This is a genomic window from Streptomyces halobius, from assembly GCF_023277745.1.
GTDB lineage: Bacteria > Actinomycetota > Actinomycetes > Streptomycetales > Streptomycetaceae > Streptomyces > Streptomyces halobius.
On sequence record NZ_CP086322.1, the window covers coordinates 8,220,034 to 8,238,227 of the forward strand.

11 protein-coding genes and 1 pseudogene are annotated in these 18,194 nt (G+C 73.7%); 6 read left to right on the plus strand and 6 right to left on the minus strand.

Annotation, left to right across the window (positions count from 1 at the left end):
* Positions 1–61: 61 nt before the first annotated feature.
* The 4 genes from pcp to K9S39_RS37355 all read left to right on the plus strand — a co-directional run bounded on the left by pcp (position 62) and on the right by K9S39_RS37355 (position 8,702).
* Positions 62–706, plus strand: a complete 645-nt coding sequence (gene pcp, locus K9S39_RS37340; protein ID WP_248867737.1) for a pyroglutamyl-peptidase I — start codon at positions 62–64, stop codon at positions 704–706.
* 254 nt (positions 707–960) lie between these two features.
* Positions 961–2,499: a hypothetical protein gene (locus K9S39_RS37345; RefSeq protein WP_248867738.1), complete on the plus strand. Its 1,539-nt coding sequence runs from the start codon at positions 961–963 to the stop codon at positions 2,497–2,499.
* Between the two features lie 361 nt (positions 2,500–2,860).
* Positions 2,861–3,799, plus strand: a complete 939-nt coding sequence (locus K9S39_RS37350) for a hypothetical protein (RefSeq protein ID WP_248867739.1) — start codon at positions 2,861–2,863, stop codon at positions 3,797–3,799.
* A 67-nt stretch (positions 3,800–3,866) separates the two neighbouring features.
* Positions 3,867–8,702, plus strand: a complete 4,836-nt coding sequence (locus K9S39_RS37355; protein ID WP_248867740.1) for a coiled-coil domain-containing protein — start codon at positions 3,867–3,869, stop codon at positions 8,700–8,702.
* Here the strand turns inward: K9S39_RS37355 and K9S39_RS37360 are convergent.
* From K9S39_RS37360 to K9S39_RS37380, 5 genes and pseudogenes are all read right to left on the minus strand, one after another.
* A pseudogene (locus K9S39_RS37360) lies at positions 8,689–9,801 on the minus strand (aromatic ring-hydroxylating oxygenase subunit alpha); the annotation flags it as partial. The gene K9S39_RS37355 and the pseudogene K9S39_RS37360 overlap by 14 nt on opposite strands.
* Positions 9,798–11,021 (minus strand): N-methyl-L-tryptophan oxidase, encoded by a 1,224-nt coding sequence (solA, locus tag K9S39_RS37365; RefSeq protein ID WP_248867741.1) that lies wholly within the window; start codon positions 11,019–11,021, stop codon positions 9,798–9,800. The gene solA and the pseudogene K9S39_RS37360, both read right to left, overlap by 4 nt.
* A gap of 9 nt (positions 11,022–11,030) precedes the next feature.
* Positions 11,031–13,538 carry a GcvT family protein gene (locus K9S39_RS37370; protein WP_248867742.1) on the minus strand — a complete coding sequence of 836 codons (2,508 nt, stop codon included), beginning with the start codon at positions 13,536–13,538 and terminating at the stop codon, positions 11,031–11,033.
* Complete coding sequence (locus K9S39_RS37375; protein WP_248867743.1) at positions 13,535–14,623, minus strand: S-(hydroxymethyl)mycothiol dehydrogenase; 1,089 nt, start codon at positions 14,621–14,623, stop codon at positions 13,535–13,537. The genes K9S39_RS37370 and K9S39_RS37375 overlap by 4 nt, the downstream gene beginning before the upstream one ends.
* 265 nt (positions 14,624–14,888) lie before the next feature.
* Positions 14,889–15,695: an IclR family transcriptional regulator gene (locus tag K9S39_RS37380; protein ID WP_248867744.1), complete on the minus strand. Its 807-nt coding sequence runs from the start codon at positions 15,693–15,695 to the stop codon at positions 14,889–14,891.
* A 162-nt stretch (positions 15,696–15,857) separates the two neighbouring features.
* Between K9S39_RS37380 and K9S39_RS37385 the strand changes: the two genes are divergently transcribed.
* Both K9S39_RS37385 and K9S39_RS37390 read left to right on the plus strand, forming a co-directional pair.
* Complete coding sequence (locus tag K9S39_RS37385; protein ID WP_248867745.1) at positions 15,858–16,190, plus strand: bifunctional 3-phenylpropionate/cinnamic acid dioxygenase ferredoxin subunit; 333 nt, start codon at positions 15,858–15,860, stop codon at positions 16,188–16,190.
* A complete protein-coding gene (locus K9S39_RS37390) occupies positions 16,187–17,539 on the plus strand; it encodes an NAD(P)/FAD-dependent oxidoreductase (protein WP_248867746.1) in 1,353 nt (450 codons plus the stop codon). Before K9S39_RS37385 ends, K9S39_RS37390 begins: the two co-directional genes overlap by 4 nt.
* On the opposite strand, the gene K9S39_RS37395 is transcribed toward K9S39_RS37390, so the two are convergent.
* A complete protein-coding gene (locus tag K9S39_RS37395) occupies positions 17,445–17,897 on the minus strand; it encodes a hypothetical protein (RefSeq protein WP_248867747.1) in 453 nt (150 codons plus the stop codon). The two genes, K9S39_RS37390 and K9S39_RS37395, sit on opposite strands and share 95 nt — an antisense overlap.
* Between the last annotated feature and the right edge of the window lie 297 nt (positions 17,898–18,194).

An 18,194-nucleotide genomic window follows, 5' to 3' on the forward strand; every position in this document is an offset into this window, starting at 1 on the left:
CCGAGCCCGTCCGCTGCCGACGACGTCCGCCGACCGCCCGACCACCGCCGAGGAAGACCCTATGACCCGGGTACTGCTGACCGGATTCGAGCCCTTCGACGGGGAGTCCACCAATCCCTCCTGGCAGGCGGTGCGTGCCGCCGCTGCCGAACCGCCCGCCGGTGTCGAGGCGTTCGCCGTCGAACTGCCCTGTGTCTACGGGGCGTCGCTGGCCGTGCTGCGCGTCGCGATCGAGGAGACCCGGCCCGAGGTCGTGGTGTGCGTCGGCCAGGCGGGCGGCCGACCCGACATCACCGTCGAGCGGGTCGCCATCAACGTCGATGACGCCCGGATCCCCGATGCCGCGGGCGCCGAACCGGTCGACGAGCCGATCGTGCCCGGCGGGCCCGCGGCGTACTTCTCCACCCTGCCGGTCAAGGCGTGTGTGGCGGCCGTCCGGGGCGTGGGGCTGCCCGCCTCCGTGTCCAACACGGCGGGCACGTTCGTCTGCAACCACGTCTTCTACGGGCTCGCGCATCTGATCGCCACCGAATTGCCCGGTGTGCGGGGTGGCTTCGCGCATGTCCCGTATGCCCCGGAACAGGTCGTGGACCGTGCGCGGCCGTCGCTGCCCGTCGCCTCGGTCGCGCAGGGGCTGCGGGCGATAGCGGTGACGGCGGCGACCACGCACACGGACCTCAGGGTGGCGGGAGGGGCTGTGCACTGAGGGGCGGCCGTGCCTTGTCGGGGGCGGGTTCGGGGTGGGAGGGCGCTGCAGGCGGCCCCGGGCGGGCCGTGAACGTACTCCCGACCGGCGCGCCGTAGACTGACGCGTCGGCCGGTGAACGGTCCGTCGGTGGGTGAAACGGCCTGTCGGCGGGTCCGGCAGGTGGGCCGATGGCGGGGCGACCAGCGGCTTCGGCCGCGGCCGGGTCCGTGCCGTTTCGTCCGTTGTCAGTGGGACCGCCTACTCTGTGCGACGTGACTTTTCCAGCCCCGGGGGCCACTGCGCCCCAGCTCAACGGGCCGAACCGGCCCGCGCCGGGCCCGGCCGCCGACGAAGGTCTGGCGCGCCGACTGCGCGCCCTCGCGTGCACCGCGCCGCTGCACGACCTCGACGCGCGCAAGGCCAACCTCGCGGGCGAGTACGGGGTCTACGCGATGGCGGAGGTGGCGCTCGCCGTCATCGATCTCGTCACGCTGACGATGGACTTCGACACCGGCGCCGATCACGAGGAGATAGTGGCGAAGGTGCTGCCCCGGGTCGCCGCGCAGACCCCGGGCCGCCCCGCGGCCGAGCACGAGCGGGTGGCCCGCTGGGTGCTGGAGAATCTGATCAACGTCGGCAGCGTGGACCGCGGCTTCCGCGCCGTCTACGGCACCTTCAACACCGACGGTGAGTACGTCCGCCGCGACTACGACTTCAAGCTCATCGAGGAGGTGCCGGGCGCGGGCGGCAGCGTCTATCTCCGGGCCACCGACGAAGCGGTCAACGTCCTGGTCGGCGCACTCGACACGGACGTCACCAGCGCCCAGATCGCCGCCGAGGTCAAGCTGGAGGTGCTGATCGACCGCGGCCGGCTGGCGGACGCCCAGCTCGCCGCCGAGCAGGCCCGCTACCGCACGGTGCAGTACGCCGAGACGCTGCGCCGCACCCTGGACGCCACCCGGCGCAACGTCCGCGCGGTCGACTGGCTGGAGACCGTCCCCGACATGATCAATGAGGCGCTCGATCATGTCGCGGACCGCTATCGCCATGAGAACGCGATCCTCACCAACATCCGCAAGGCCCGTGACGAGACAGAGGCGGTGAATCCCAAGACGGGCGAGCACAAGCGCCGCGCCGCCGAGCTCGTCGACATCGTCAAGGACTGCATCCGCCGGCACACCCAGCTCCAGTCCCGGCTCCTGGAGGCCGGTCCGCTCTTCCGCGCCGAGCAGGACCGGCAGGCGTTCGCGGCCCCCACCGCCCGCTCCGGGCTCGACCTCTACGGCCAGCTCGTCGCCCCGCTGCTGCCGCTGCCCGCCCAGCGCGCCATCCGCGTCACGGACGCCTTCTTCGCCCGCGGGACGGGCCTGCGCACCCCGTCGGCGGTCCGCGTCGGCGATCTGGTCGACGTGCTGCTCACCCCGCCCATGGAGCGTGCGCACCTCGGCGCCGAGATGCCCGAGCCCGACCTCGTGGCGACGCCGGACGACAGCCGCTTCAGCGAGGAGCAGCTGGATGCCGCGATGGAGCTGCTCGATCTGCCCGCCGACGCGCCCCGTCGGCTCTCCGGGCTGCTCGCCGAGGCGCGCCGCAAGGATCCCGAGCTGCCTTATCTCGTGGCCCTGCTGGCGGTGCATGCGGCCAGCCCGCCGGTCGGTACGGCCTACCGGCAGGGGGAGCAGCAGCTGCTCTTCGCCGTCGACGACGGCACGGAGCTGGCCGACCCCGAGTTCGGCGGCGCCGATCTCATCGTCGGCACGGCTTTGCTGGACGCGGCCGGCATGGCCGCCGACCGCTCGGAGGTGACCTGATGCCCGGCGCCGAGCGGGAGCGGCGGCCGGTGTGCGGCCGGCCGCGTCCCGGTCCGGTGCGCCGACGGACCACGCCAGGGGGTGCGTCGTGTGGTGTGCCATGGGGCGCGCCGCCGTCGTCCGCCGGGCGGCCCGCACCGTCCGTGGGCCGGCCCGTCCCCTCCGGCGTCCGACCCGCCCCACCCGTGACATCCGGCGTCCGACCCGCGGCAACCGCCGGCCGGCCCGCGCCACGCCCGGCAGCGTCCGCCGACCGCGCCAACCCCGACCATCCCGCAACGTCCGCCGGTTCCCCCGATACCGCCGATTCCCCCGAATCCGCGGCGGTCTCCGAGCCCGTCCCCCGCAAGGAGCTTGTCCCGTGACCGAGTACGACGCCGACGAGGTGCCGCAGCCGGACCTGGCGCCCGGGGCGGGCGAAGCCGGCTGGAGCGCGCGCACCACCGACGCCGAGCCGGCAGCGGCGGCGCCCCCGTCGCTCACCCCCGCCGACGCCGCCGACGCCGCACGGCTGGTCTCCTTCGGGCTGCAGCCCAAGCTGCTGCCCGCCCGCGACGCCGCATACACCGAGCTGCTGCGCCGCTACCGGGAGGAGCCCGCCTTCGCCCGGCTCGCCGACGCCGTCGCCACCGGCCTCGGCCTGGTCGTCCTGGAGGTCTCCACCCGCGCCGGGATGGCCGTCACCGCCGCCGAGGACTCCGTCTTCGCGGTCCGGATGGGCGACTACGCCCGCCGCGCCTCCGCCGACTCCGCCGACCGCTTTCTGCACGGCCTGGCGCATCTCGCCGTCGCCGCGCTGGCCTTCCCGCGTCCCGAAGACCTCGCCGACGACGGCTACATCGGCCGGATCACCGTCAACGGCGTCGACGCCTTCGTCCGGCAGGCATGCCGCCGCCTGGAGGAGCGCGCCGAGCGGGACGGCGAGAACACCGACCCGGTCAGCGACGCCCCCGGCCTGGAATCCGCCTGGCGCGTCTACGCGCGTCGCAGCGCGACCGGCGCCACCAAGGACGCCCGGCGGCTGGCCGGTTCGACCACCGGCATCATCGCCAAGGCCGTCGCCTTCCTCGTCGACTCCGGTTTCCTGCAGCGCACCGGCGACGACTCCGGAGGCACCTACCGCACCACCGCCCGCTACCAGCTCCAGGTCCGGGACATGGCCGGCAGCGCCGCCATGGCCGAACTCCTGGAGCTGGGCGTCGTCCCGGTCACCGACGGCAGCGCCTCGCTGCTGCCCGGCGAGGACACCGACGACCTCGATCTGGTCGCCGACGCGGGCCTGCCCTTCCACTCCGGCTGACCGGCACGAACGACCGCCGCCCACCCCAACCGCCCCGCAACACCCGCCACAACAACGAGAGTCCGCCATGTACGAGCTGTCCAGGGTCCGCCTCTACTCCATCGGGCCCGCCGGTGCACGCTATGCCGACACCGTGCTGGACCTGCGCGGCGTCGGTGAGCCGGTGCCCCGGCCGGCTCCGGCCCAGGCGGACTTCTTCGAGGAGGAACCGGTCGGTCCGCCGCGCCGCCCGGCCCCCGCGGGCGTCCTCTTCCTGGAGAACGGCGGCGGCAAGTCCGTCCTGCTGAAGCTGATCTTCTCGGTGATGCTGCCCGGCCACCGCAACACTCTCGGCGGCGCCAGCTCCGGTGTGCTGCGCAAGTTCCTGCTCGCCGACGACTGCGGGCATGTCGCCCTGGAGTGGCAGCACGTCGTCACCGGTGAGAGCGTCGTCGTCGGCAAGGTCAGTGAATGGCGCGGCCGGCAGGTCTCCAACGACCCGAGGAAGTTCGCCGAAGCCTGGTACAGCTTCCGGCCCGGCCCCGGGATGAGCCTGGACTCGCTGCCCGTCGCCGAGGCCACCGTCGTCCGCCCCCGCCACGAGCAGGGCGAGGGCGTCTCGGGCGCGCAGGGCCGCCGCCGCACGATGAAGGGCTTCCGCGACGTCCTCACCGAGGCCGGGAAGAACTACCCGAATCTGGACGTGGTGTGGGAAGAGATCCACGAGCGGTGGAACGAGCACCTCGGGGAGCTGGGCCTGGATCCGGAACTCTTCCGCTACCAGCGGGAGATGAACGCGGACGAGGGCGAGGCGGCCGGCCTGTTCGCGGTGAAGAACGACTCGGACTTCACCGATCTGCTGCTGCGCGCCGTCACCGACACCCGTGACACCGACGGCCTCGCCGACCTCGTCCACGGCTTCGCCCACAAGCTCGGCCGGCGCGCCGAACTGACCGCCGAGCGGGACTTCACCGCCGGCTCGCTCGACCTGCTCCAGCGCATCGCCGAGGCGGCGGAGCACCGCGAACGGGCCCGCGAGGTGCACGCCGGCGCCGAGCGCCGCACTTGCGGCCTCGCCCAGCGGCTGCACGCCCGCGGCACCGAGGAGCGCGGCCGGGCCGCCGAGCTGGCCGAACAGGTCGCCGCCGCGTCCCACCGCGTCACCGACGCCGAGCGCACCCGCGAGCGCCGCGCCCTGGTCTCCGCCGAACTCGCCTACCGGCACGCCTCGCTGGCGCTCGCCGCCGCCGAGAAGGGCGCCGCCGCCCAGCGCCGCGAGCTGAACGACGCCCGTACGCTGCACAGCGCCTGGCAGGCCGCCGAAATCGCGCTGCGGCACCGCGCCGCCGCCGACCGCTCCGCGCGGGTCGCCGCCGCCATCCGCGAGGCCGAGCGGGACGCCGCCCCGGCGCTCGCCGCCCGCACCACCGCCGCCGCCGACCTCGTACGGGCCCTGCACGCGGCGGCCGAGGCGGGGGAACGGCTCGCCAACGAGGAGGAGGAGCGCTCCGCGGCTCTCCAGGAGACCGGCGAAGCGGCGCACCGCGACGCCACCGCCGCCGCCACCCACGCCCAGCGCGCCCGCAGCGAGGCCGACCACCTCAAGCAGCGACTCGCCGAGGTCGCCCAGGAGACCACCGAAGCCGTCCAGGCCGGCTGGCTGGACGACACCGCCCCGGACGCCGACCCGGCCCGCGCCGCACTCGCCGCCTCCGACGCCGAGAAGACCGCCGTGGAAGCGTGGGACACGGCCCGCGAGGCCGCCCGGCAGTCCGCCGACCGCGCCCGGGAGGCCACCGCGCGGCACTCCGCCGCGGAGCTGGCGGCCGCCCGTGCCGAGGACGCGGCGCAGGCCGCCGAGCGCGCGCACGACGCCGAGCGCCGGGCCGCCGAATCCCTCGGCGCGGAGGAGCGGCTGGCCGAGCTCCTCGGACTTCCGCAGTCGACGTCCAAGCGGCTGCCGGGGCCCCGTACGCCGTCCACCGGCGCGGATGAGACCGGGGCGCGCCGCCCCGCCGCCGGCCCGCTCACCGCCGAAGAGCTGGACCGCAACGCCGATGCGCTGCGTGAGCTGCTGGAGGAGGGCGTCGCCGCCGCCGAGCGGCAGCTGTTCGAGCTGCGTACGGCCGCCGCCGATGACGCGCGGATCCTGGGAGCGCTGGGCGACGGCGGGCTGCTGCCACCGGGGCCCGATGTACTGGCCGCCGTGGAGTACCTCGGTGAGCACGGCGTGCCCGCACTGCCCGGCTGGCGCTATCTCGCGCAGTCCGTCGACCCCGCCGACCACGCCCGGGTGCTGGCCGCCCGCCCCGAACTCGTCGACGGCGTCATCATCACGGACCCGGACACCCACGCGCGGGCGCGTGATGTCCTCGCCCAGGCCGCGCTGTTGCCGCGTTCCGCCGTCGCCGTCGGCACCGCCGCGGCCCTGCTCGCCCCCACCCCGGCCCCCGACGAGCAGGACAACGGCCGCTCCCAGGTGTTTCTCGTCCCGCCGAACCCGGCCATGCACGACGAGTCCGCCGCCGACGAGGAGCGGCAGGCGCTGCGGGCCCGCGCCATCGAGCGCGACGACGAGATCCGGGTGCTGGCCGCCCGGCTCGCCGGTGACCGCGCGCTGGCCGCCCGGCTCGCCTCCTGGCGCACCGGCTGCCCGGCCGGGCGCCTCGCCGAACTGGCCGCCGCCGCGGAGCAGGCCCGTACGGCCGCGGACGAGGCGACTGCCGGGCTGGCCGAGGCCCGTACGGCCCGCGCCGAGGCCGACGAGGCCGCCGCCGAGGCCACCCGGGTGCGGGACGAGCGCCAGGAGACCGCGCAGCGTGCCTGCCGGGTCGCGGACGTCCTCGCCGGGCTCGCCCACCGGCTGCGCGAGCGCGCCGGCTGGCAGTCACGACTGCGCGAACTCGCCGATGAGGCCGCCGAGTTCGAGGCCCGTGCCGAGGAATGGGTGGACCGCGCACGGGCCGCCGACGAGGACCGCAGGGCCGCCCAGCGCGCCGCTGACGACGCCCGCCGCACCGCCCGCGCCCTGCGCGCCGAGCGTTCCGAGATCGCCGGCGTGCCGGACGACCTCGGCGAGGTCCCCGAAGGCGCGAGCAACTCCCTGCCCGCGCTGCGCGAGGCCTACCGCGCCGCCTCCCAGCTCTACGAAAAGGTCGGTGTCGGCGCCGATCTGCGCGCCGAACAGGCCCGCGCCGAGGGCGACGAAAGCGCCGCCCTGGCCGAACTCAACCGCCTCACCAACAAGGTCCGCACCCGCGCCGAGCAGCTTCTGGAGAGCCCGGACGCCGCCGACGGCCCGTCCCGCCAGGCTGCCGCGGCCCGCGCCGAATCGTTGGTCCAGATGCTGGAGACCCGCGCGTCCGCCGCCAGCGAGCAGCTCGGCCGGCTGCGCGGCGAGGCCGAGCGGCTGGCGCCGGCCGACGGCGAGGCGCACACCGAGCTGCCCGAAGAGCTGGTCCCTGCGGACGCCGACCGCGCCAAGGAGCTGTTGCGCACCGCCAACGCCGAACGGGCCACCGCCACCGAGGCATTGGACGGCGCCCGCGCGCAGCACGACGAGCTGCTGCGCGCCCACCGCGCCGCCGAGGACGCGGCCGGCGGCTTCGACGAGACCGCGGCCCTGCTGCGCGATCTGCTCCGCGACCACCACGACAGCGAGGAAGCGGCCGCCGAGCGGCCCGAGCCGTACGCGGGCCGCCTGGAGGAGGCACGGCAGGCCGCCGCCGAATCCCGCCGTTCGCTGCGCGGCTGCGCCGCCGACCTCGCCGCCGCCGAGACCGCGGTCCGCGAGGCGAGCGACATCCTCGTACGGCACGCCAACTCCACCCGTTACGAACAGGTCCGCACCCCCGCCCGGCAGCAGATCCGCGAGCTGCCCGCCGCCGCGCTGCCGGACCACGCCGCCAAGTGGGCGGAGGCGTTCGCGCCCCGGCTGCGGGTGCTGACCGACGAGCTGGCGCAATTGGAGCGCAACCGCGACAGCATCGTCGACCGGCTCCGCGGCCTGGTGGAGTCCTCGCTGACCACGCTGCGCTCCGCCCAGCGGCTGTCCCGGCTCCCCGAAGGGCTGGGGGAGTGGTCCGGCCAGGAGTTCCTCCGGGTCCGCTTCGAGGACCCCGATCAGGCCACGCTCACCGAGCGGCTGGGCGAGGTCATCGACGAGGCGACCCGCTCGGCGGTCAAGAAGAACAGCGATCTGCGGCGGGACGGCATGTCCCTGCTGCTGCGCGGGGTACATGCCGCCCTCCAGCCGCGCGGGGTGGCCGTCGAGATCCTCAAGCCGGACGCGGTGCTGCGTGCCGAGCGGGTGCCGGTCGGGCAGATGGGCGATGTGTTCTCCGGCGGCCAGCTGCTGACGGCCGCCATCGCCTTGTACTGCACGATGGCGGCGCTGCGCAGCAACGACCGCGGCCGCGACAAGCAGCGTCACGCCGGCACCCTGTTCCTCGACAACCCCATCGGCCGCGCCAACGCCACCTATCTGCTGGAGCTCCAGCGTGCCGTCGCCGACGCGCTGGGCGTCCAGCTGCTCTACACCACCGGTCTCTTCGACACCACCGCGCTCGCCGAGTTCCCGCTGGTCATCCGGCTGCGCAATGACGCCGATCTGCGTGCCGGGCTGAAGTACATCAGCGTCGAGGAGCATCTGCGGCCGGGGCTGCCGCAGCAGGACCCGGCCGGAGTGCACGGCGAGATCACGGCGACGCGTATGTACCGCCGTCCGGAAGAGCCGCCGCTGCAGCAGGATCAGCAGGCGGTGGATCAGCGGCCGGCGGACGAGCAGCCGACGGAGCCGGCCGAGCGGTCGGAGCGTCGGCCGGCGACGGGGACGGACAGGACGGCGGATTCGGCTCCTGATACGGCTCTTGGGACCGCGCCGGAGACCACTCCCCAGTCCGCCCCGGACGGAGACGCTCACTGACCCACTCATGGAACGCGCCGATGTGGTGCTCGCTCGGGACGAGCACCCCGCCGGCGCGGTAGGCCCGGGAGCCCATCGCGGGCTGGGTCCGCTCGCAGGCCGCGAAGTCCTGCGCGTTGACCCGGTGGAACAGCTCGACGGAGCGGGAGAGATCCGCCCCGGAGGCGACGACGTCGGGTGTGTACAGCCAGTCGCATTCGACGACCGTGCGGTCCGCGGCCATCGGGAACATCCGGTGCACGATGACATGGTCGGGCACGAGGTTGACGAAGACCTGCGGGCGGATGGTGAGGGCGTAGTAGCGGCGGTCCTGTTCCTCGGCGATGCCCGCGAACGCCGGGAAGCCGCCGCTGCCGTCGACGGTGAACCCCTCGGCCTCCGCCGCGAACCGCGCACCGTGCCCCACGAAGTACTGAGCGGCGAAACCGTCCGCGAACTCCGGCAGCACGTCGGTCAGTTCGGGGTGGATGGTCGCACAGTGGTAGCACTCCATGAAGTTCTCGACGATCAGCTTCCAGTTGGCGGCCACGTCATAGCGGATCCGCCGGCCCAGTGCGAGACCGTCCACCCCGTAGCGCTCCACCGCCGCCGGATCGCCCAGCCGCTCGGTGACCGCGGCGATCACCGTCTCCTCGAACGACGGCGGCTCGTCGGCCAGGCACACCCACACATAGCCCAGCCACTCCCGCAGCCGCACCGGCAGCAGCCCGCGCTCCTCACGGTCCACATCCGGCATCCGCTGGAGATTGGGCGCGGCCACCAGCCGCCCGTCCAGGTCGTACGTCCAGGCGTGGTACGGGCATTGCAGGTTGCGCCGCACCTCTCCGGACTCCTCGGTGCACAACTGGGCGCCACGATGCCGGCACACGTTCAGGAAGGCCCCGAAGCCGCCCCGGCGATTGCGGGTGACCAGCACGCTCTCCCGGCCGACCTGGACCGTACGGTAGGCGCCGGGCCGTGCCAGATCGGCGGCGCGCACCGCGCAGAACCACAGCGACTCGAAGATCCGCTCCTGCTCCTGGGCGAACACGTCGGCGTCGGTGTACATCCGCCCCGCGAGCGTGGCGAGCAGGCTGGGGGATACGGGGGCGAGGGTCATCGGGCGCCTCCCTGGGCGGGTGTTGGTGGGGAGTAGCAGCCGGGTGTTGGTGGGGAGCAGCAGCCGGGCGCGGCGGCCAGCCGGGCGGGGTCGAACAGCTCGACGGGATGCCCGGTCGCGCCGGACAGCGCCAGATCGGCGAGGATCTCGCCGACCACGGGCACGAACTTGAAGCCATGGCCGGAGAAGCCGCAGGCGACGGTGACGGCGTCCGGGTGGGCGGGATGCCGGGTGATGACGAAGTGCTCGTCAGGGCTGTTGGTATACATACAGGTGCCGGCCTTCAGGAAGCGCCCCGGCAGGCCGGGCAGCCGCCGCCGGACCTGGCCGGCCATGGCCAGCACCTCGTCGTCGTGGACGGTCCGTTCGATGGTCTCCGGGGTGCAGACGGTGCCCTTGCGGAAGAACGCCACCTTCGCGCCGCCGTCCGGCCCGTCGATCGCCGGGAAGCCGTAGATCTGGACGCCTGCCGCGTCCTCCCAGATATAGACGGGGTGCCGGTCAGGGGTGTACGGGGCGGTGCCGCCGTCGGGTGCGAACCAGTACATGACCTGTCGCTCGATCAGGAACGGCACGCCGAGGTCCGCCAGCAGCCACGGTGCCCAGGCACCAGGGCAGACCACCAACTGGCCCGCCGTATAGGTGTCTTCGGGTGTATGGACGCGCACTCCCCGGCCGCCGGGCAGTGCTTCCCAGCGGGTCACCGGCTCCTGGAAGTGGAGAGCGGCGCCGCCACGGGTGGCGAGCTGGAGCTGCGCCGCGACGGTGCCCTCCGGCCGGACGAAACCGGCCCGCGCCTCGTACAGCGCGACCTCGTCCGCGGCCGGGGCCAGCGTCGGGAAGCGGCGCCGGATCTCCTGGGCGTCCAGCATCTCGTGCGGCAGGTCCCAGGTCCGCGCGGAGAGCAGCGAGCCGGCGACGGTACGGCTCTGCGGCCGCCCCAGCATCACCCCTCCGCACAGCGTCGCGACCCGGCGGCCGGAGTCCCGCTCCAGCCGGTCGTACAGCTCGTAGGAGCGCAGCAGGAGCGGGACATACGCGGGGTCCTCGAAATAGGACTGCCGGGTGATGCGGGAGCCGCCGTGGCTGGAGCCGCGCTGATGCACCGGGCCGTACTTCTCCAGGCCCAGCACACGGGCGTCGCGCGCGGCCAGCTGGTGGACGGCGGCGCTGCCCATGCCGCCGAGCCCGAGCACGATCACGTCATACGAGGGGGACATACCGGCTCCCTAACGGCGGATACGGTCCATGGACGGGTCGAAGAGCGGTTCGGCGCGGACCGTCGCCGGGACCTTCTCGCCGAAGTACTCCAGATGGACGGCCGTACCGGGCGCGGCCGCGGCGGCCGGCAGCCAGGCGTAGGCGATCGCCCGCCCGATGGAGTAGCCGTAGGCCGCGCTGGTGACATATCCGGCCGGTACGCCGTCCACAGACGCCGGCTCGTTGCCCAGCACGATCGCGGACGGATCATCGAGCGTCAGGCACACCAGGCGGCGCCGCGTGCTTTCCCGCGACAGTCCCTCCAGGGCCGCGCGCCCCACGAAATCGCCCTTGTCCCGCTTCACGGCCCAACCGAGCCCGGCCTCATACGGGTTGTGCTCGCTGGTCATGTCCTGGCCCCAGGCGCGATAACCCTTCTCCAGGCGCAGGCTGTTGAACGCGCCGCGCCCGGCCGCGATCACGCCGAGGCCCTGTCCGGCCCGCCACAGCGTGTCCCACAGCCGCAGCCCCAGGTCGGCGCTCGTATACAGCTCCCAGCCCAGCTCACCGACGTAACTCAGCCGCATCGCGGTCACCGGCACCTCACCGATGAACGCCTCCTTCGCCCTGAAGTAGCCGAAGCCACGGTGCGAGAAGTCGGTGCCGGTGAGCGGCTGGACCAGTTCACGGGCGAGCGGACCCCACACCCCGACGCAGCAGGTGCCGGACGTGATGTCGCGGACGTCCACTCCCCCGGGCGCGTGGTCGGCCAGCCACTCCAGGTCGGCGGCGCTGTTGACGCCGACCTGGAAGCGGTCCGTGCCGAGGCGGGCCACCGTCAGATCGCTGCGCACCCCGCCCGCCCGGTCGAGCAGCAGCGTGTACGTCACCGAACCGGGCTTCTTCGCCAGCTGGTTGGTAGTCATCCGCTGCAGGAACTCCAGCGAGCCCGGCCCGGTGACCGCCAGCCGGCGCAGCGGCGTCATGTCGTAGAGCGCGACCCGTTCCCGGGTGGCCCGCGCCTCGGCCGCCACGACCGGCGACCAGTGCCGCGCCGCCCACGCATCCCGCTCGGGAAGCTCCGGGCCATGGGCCAGCGGGGCGTTGGCCTCGAACCAGTGTGGGCGCTCCCAGCCGCCGCCCTCCAGGAAGTACCCGCCGAGTTCCTGCTGCCGGGCGTACCAGGGGCTGACCCGCAGCGGCCGTGGCCGGCTCGCCGGCTGCAGCGGATGGACGACGTCGTAGACCTCGATGAACTGCTGCGTGCCGCGCTCGCGGACATACGCCGGTGAGCGCTGGGCGCCCTCGAAGCGGGACACCTCGCAGCCGTGCAGGTCGATGCCGGGCCGGCCGTCCGTCAGCCACTCGGCGACCGCCTTCGCGGCACCCGCGGAGTGGGTGACCCAGACCGCCTCGGCCAGCCAGAATCCACGCAGTTCACGGGACTCGCCGAGCAGCGGCATCCCGTCCGGGGTGAACGAGAACACCCCGTTGAAGCCGTCCGTGACCCGGCTGCCGGCCAGGGCAGGCAGCAGCCAGGCGCCGTCCTCCCAGCTCGGCGCGAAATCCTCCGGGGTGAAGGGCAGCTTGGACGGCATCACCGACGCGTCGTCGTAGGCGGGGACGGCGAGCGAAGCGAGGTGGGGGTCCCCCCGGCCGAGGGCTGGGGGAGGGGCCACGGGCAGCGGACGGTGGGCGTAGGAGCCGATGCCGAGGCGGACACCGGATCGGCCCGAGCCGGTGTCCGCGTGCTCGCGGAAGTACAGATCGCGGTCCTGGAAGCGCAGGATCGGGCGCCCGCCGTCGAGGCCCGGCACCGGCGAGGTCGTCGCGTACTGGTGGGCCAGCGGCAGCAGCGGTACCTCGACGCCGGCGCCCGCCATCGCGCCGATCACCGGTCCCCAGAAGCCGGCGGCGGAGACGACGACATCGGCGGGGAAGCGGCCCCGGTCGGTGACCACGCCGGTGACCCGGCCGTCCGCGCGCTCGATGCCGGTCACGGTGTGCCGGTCCAGGAAGCGGGCGCCGCGTGCGGTGGCCCGCGCGGCCTGCACACGGGAGGCCGGCAGCGCACGGGCCAGCCCGTCGCCGGGCGTGTGGAAGCCGCCGAGCACCTTCGACTCGTCCAGCAGCGGCCACAGTTCGGCGCACCGCCGCGCGGACACCAGCTCACCCTCGATGCCCCAGGACGCCGCCAGACCCGCCTTACGGTGCAGATCGGCCCAGCGCTCCCGGCTGGTCGCGATCTCCAGACCGCCCACCGCGTCGAAGCAGGGCTCACCGTTGCGGCCGTTGTCCGTCAGCCCGGAGAACTTCTCCACGGTGTAGGCGGCGAGGCGGGTCATCGTCCGGCAGGCGTGGGTGCGGAACACCAGGCCGGGGGCGTGCGAGGTGGAGCCGCCGGGGGTGTGCAGCGGGCCCTGCTCCAGCACGGTGATGTCCCGCCAGCCGCGCGCGGTGAGTTCGTCGGCCAGGGAGCAGCCGACGATGCCGGCGCCGATGATGACAACGCGGGGCGCGCCCGCGGGGGCGTTCACAGGACCACCACCGAACGCAGCACCTCGCCGCGCCGCATCTTGGCGAAGGCCGCCTCGATGTCGCACAGCCCGATGGTCTCGCTGACGAAGCGGTCCAGATCCAGTTTGCCGCTCAGATACAGATCGATCAGGACGGGGAAGTCGCGGCTGGGCAGACAGTCCCCGTACCAGGAGGACTTCAGGGCGCCGCCGCGCGAGAACAGCTCGATCAGCGGCAGCTCGATCGTCATCTCCGGGGCGGGAACGCCGACTTGGACGAGCGTCCCCGCCAGATCGCGCATATGGAAACCCTGCCGGTAGGTCTCCGGGCAGCCCACCGCGTCGATCACCACATCGGCGCCGTGCCCGGCGGTCAGCGCTCGGACCGCCGCGACCGGGTCCGTCCCGCGGGAGTTGACGGTGTCGGTGGCGCCGAACCGTTCCGCGGCGTCCAGCTTCCCGTCGTCGATGTCGACGGCGATGACCCGGCGGGCACCGGCCCGGGAGGCGCCGGCGATGGCGGCGTTGCCGACGCCGCCGCAGCCGATGACGGCCACGGTGTCACCGCTGCCCACGGCCCCGGTGTGCACGGCCGCGCCGTAACCGGCCATCACCCCGCAGCCGATCAGCCCCGCCGCCTCGGGGCGCGCCGACGGATCGACCTTCACCGCCTGCCCGGCGGCGACCACGGTCTTCTCGGCGAACGCGCCGATGCCCAGGGCCGGGGCCAGCGGCATGCCCCCGTCCCGCAGTGTCATCGTCCGGCCGGCGGTACGGGAGTCGAAGCAGTACCAGGGGCGGCCGCGGCGGCAGGAGCGGCACCGGCCGCAGGGCGCCCGCCAGGCGAGCACCACATAGTCGCCGGGGGCCGGTTCCGTGACACCGGGCCCGACGGCCTCGACGACACCCGCCGCCTCATGGCCGAGCAGATACGGGAAGTCCTCGCCGATCGCGCCGTCGCGGTAGTGCAGATCCGTGTGGCACACCCCGCACGCCTGGACGGTCACGAGCACATCGCCCGGACCGGGATCGGGGACGAGGACCGGCAGCACCTCGACGGGCGCGCCCTTCTTGACGGCGACGACGGCGCGGGCTTCGTGCGGCATGACTCACTCCTAAACAGCGCCTGCCCATGCGGGCAGGGGCGGGTGCGCATGGAGTTGGCACGGATGCCTGTGAGGGGTTGTGGTGGTGCGTTGCGCGAAGATGCGGGGCCGGGGTGGACGGTGATCTAACCTGTCCCCCCGCCCCGGTGTTGCCCATGGCGCGCTGCGTTGCGCCATGAGAGACATGCTGGAAGTCCGCCGGGAATCCGTCAAGAGGCGATTCACCGCTGATGGCAGCGCCTTTCAGGCGGGACCGGATCCCGGCTCAACCCGCGTACCCCATACGGCGGGAGAGCTCGGCGGCCGCCTTCGCGGAGCGTTCCGCGAGTCCCGGCAGCAGCGACCGCTCCATGCGGTAGGCGGGCCCGGAGACGCCGATCGCCCCGATCACCGCGCCGTCGTGTGCCCGGACCGGCGCCGCCACCGCGTTCAGCCCGATCTCCAACTCCTCGGTGGAGCAGGCGAACCCGCTCTCGAAGGCGGCCGTCAGCTGCGCGCGCAGCGCGGCCGCCGTGGTCAGGGTGGTGTCGGTGAAGCGCGCCAGCTTGCGGGTCACCAGGGCCTCCCGCCGCCCGCGCGGCAGATGCGCCAGCAGCACCTTGCCGCTGGCGGTGGCGTGCAGCGGGGTGCGGCGGCCCAGCCAGTTGTAGGCGGTCACCGCGGCGGCCCCCCTGGCCTGCATGATGTTGACCGCGGCATCGCCGTCCAGCACCGCGATATTGGCGGTCTCCCCGGTGTCGTCGGCCAGCGCCCGGCACACCGGCTGGCCCTCCTGTGAGATGTCCAGCCGGATGGCCGCCGCGCCGGCCAGCCGCAGCACCCCGGCACCCAGGAAGTACTTCCCGCGCTCCTTCTCCTGCTCCACCAGCCCGCGGTTCTCCAGCACGCCCAGGATCCGGAACGCGGTCGACTTGTGGACCCCCAACTCATCGGAAATCTCCGTCACTCCGGCCTCGCCCATCCGGGCCAGAATCTCCAGAACGCTCACCGCGCGGTCCACGGACTGGACGGAACCCGCCCCGCCGCGCCGCTCCTCGGACCGGTCGTCCGCCGTCTCACTCGTGTTCGCCATGGGTCTTAGCGTCACCACCCGGTGGCCCCTGCGGGCACGTCTGAGGGGATGTCCCCGGGAAGCCCTTGACGGCCCGCTTCCCGGCTTGGATTCTGTTGCGCATCGCGCTCCGCGATGCGTTATTCAAAACGGCATGATACCGATCAGCGCGAGGGGGGCCAGATGATTCCCGTCTGCCGCATCGAGGACCTGCCCGAGGGCGAGTCCGTACGGATCGAGATCGACGACGCCACACCCGCCATCGCCGTCTTCCACACCGACGGCGCGCTCTACGCCGTCGACGACACCTGCAGCCACCAGGACGCCTCGCTCTCCGAGGGCTGGGTCGAGGGCTGCTTCGTCGAATGCCCGCTGCACGCGGCCCTGTTCGACCTGCGCACCGGCGCACCGGTCTGCCTGCCCGCCCGCCGGCCCGTGCGGACGCACGAGGTCAGTGTGGTGGACGGGATGATCCATGTCCGGCCCGCCGTACCGGAAGAAGAGGCCGTGGCATGAGGACCGTCACGGTCGTCGGGGCATCCCTGGCCGGACTGTACGCGGCCAGGGCCCTCCGGGCCCAGGGCTTCGACGGCCGCCTGGTCGTCATCGGCGCCGAACGCCACCGCCCCTACGACCGGCCGCCGCTGTCCAAGGACTTCCTGGCCCGCGCCCCCGGCGCACCGGCCATGGCGGCGGGCGCCCGGTCGCCCTCCGACGCCGACACCCTGGCCCTGTCCGACGCCGATGCCGTGACACTCTCCGACGCCGAAGCCCTGTCCCTCTCCGACGCCGACGAGGACGCGGAACTGGCCGCCGAATGGCTGCTGGGCACCCCCGCCGCCGGGCTCGACACGGCCGGCCGGGCGGTGCTGCTCGCCGACGGCCGCCGGATCACCACCGACGGTGTGGTGATCGCCACCGGGGCGACGCCCCGCACCCTGCCCGGACCACCACGGGCCGGTGTGCACACCCTGCGCACCCTCGACGACGCGGTGGCGCTCCGCGCCGAACTGCACGCCGGCGCACGGAAAGTGGTGGTCATCGGCGGCGGCTTCATCGGCGCCGAGGCCGCCTCGACCTGTGCGGAACTCGGCGCCGACGTCACGATCGTAGAGGCGGCACCACTGCCGCTGGTGCCCCAACTCGGCCGGGAAATCGCCCAGGTGTGTGCCCGACTGCATACCGGCCACGGAGTGCGCCTGCTGTGCGGCACCGGTGTCAAGGCGCTACGGGCGGACGGTCGTGGCGACGGCGACCGCGGGGACTCCGGCGCGCCACCGGGTACCACGACCCGGCGCGCGCCTCGTGTCACCGGCGTCGAACTCGCCGACGGCCGGCTGCTGGGAGCCGACACCGTCATCGTCGGCATCGGCGTCCGCCCCGCCACCGACTGGCTGGCGGCCTCGCCCCTCGCCCTGCGCGACGGCGTGCTCTGCGACCAGGGTGGGGTGACCGCACTGCGACAGGTCGTCGCCGCCGGAGACGTCGCGCGCTACGGCGAGCTCCGCGCCGAACACTGGACCAGTGCCACCGAACAGCCCGCCGTCGCCGTCCGCAACTTGCTGGCCGGCACCACCGTCGCCCGCCACACCGCCCCGCCGTACTTCTGGTCCGACCAGTACGGCAGCAGAATCCAACTCGCCGGCCACCGCGGCCCGAAGGACACCGTACGCATCGCCGAGGGCAGCCCCGAGGAGGGCAGCCTGCTCGCCGTCTACGAGCGCGACGGCGAGATCACCGCGGCCTTCGCCCTCAACCGCCCCCGCCCTTTCACGCGGCTGCGCCGCCGACTCGGGGCGGGCCGTCCCGCGGCTCCCGCCGCTCCTGCCGGCGCCCCCGCCGCCGCTCCCGGCGCAACGCCCTAGCCGTACTGCTCGGCTGCGACTGCACGCCGTACCGCTGCACCCACACCTGGCGGGTCACCCAGACGTCCAGCACCGCCCAGGTCGCGACCACGGTGCTGACGACGGTGCTGATCACGACGGGAAACGCCAGCCAGGACCCCGCCAGCGTGCACAGAAAGGTCACCATGGCCTGCACCAGCGTGAGCGCCACGATGATCACGGCACGCACTGCGGCCGTCCGCACCGGGTCGGCCATCCGGCGCCGGGTCGCCGGCTCCTCCACCCACAGGGGACGTCTGCCGGTGTCCATGAACGCGTCACTCCCCGCACTCTCCCACGTGTCCGACTCCTCAGTAGATGCCCGGATTTCACCGGACAAACGCCCGAGGTGTCGCAACCCCGTACGCTCTCATCGTCACGCAGCGACCCGGCGCGGAGTTCCCCGGGGCAGCGAAAACAGCGAGAAGCCGACGGACAACAGCGGGAAGTCGGTGGACAGCGGCGGGAAACGAACGGTCAGCCGCGGAATGCCGGCGGACGACCGTGAGAAGGGGGCGCGGCATTCCGATAACCCCGCCCTATCCCCGGCCGTAATCCCGGGCAGGTTGTCCGGGCATCGGCGGACAACCCAGGACGATCCCGCCCCGCAAGCATTCCCCAACGTCCGGGCAGCCCT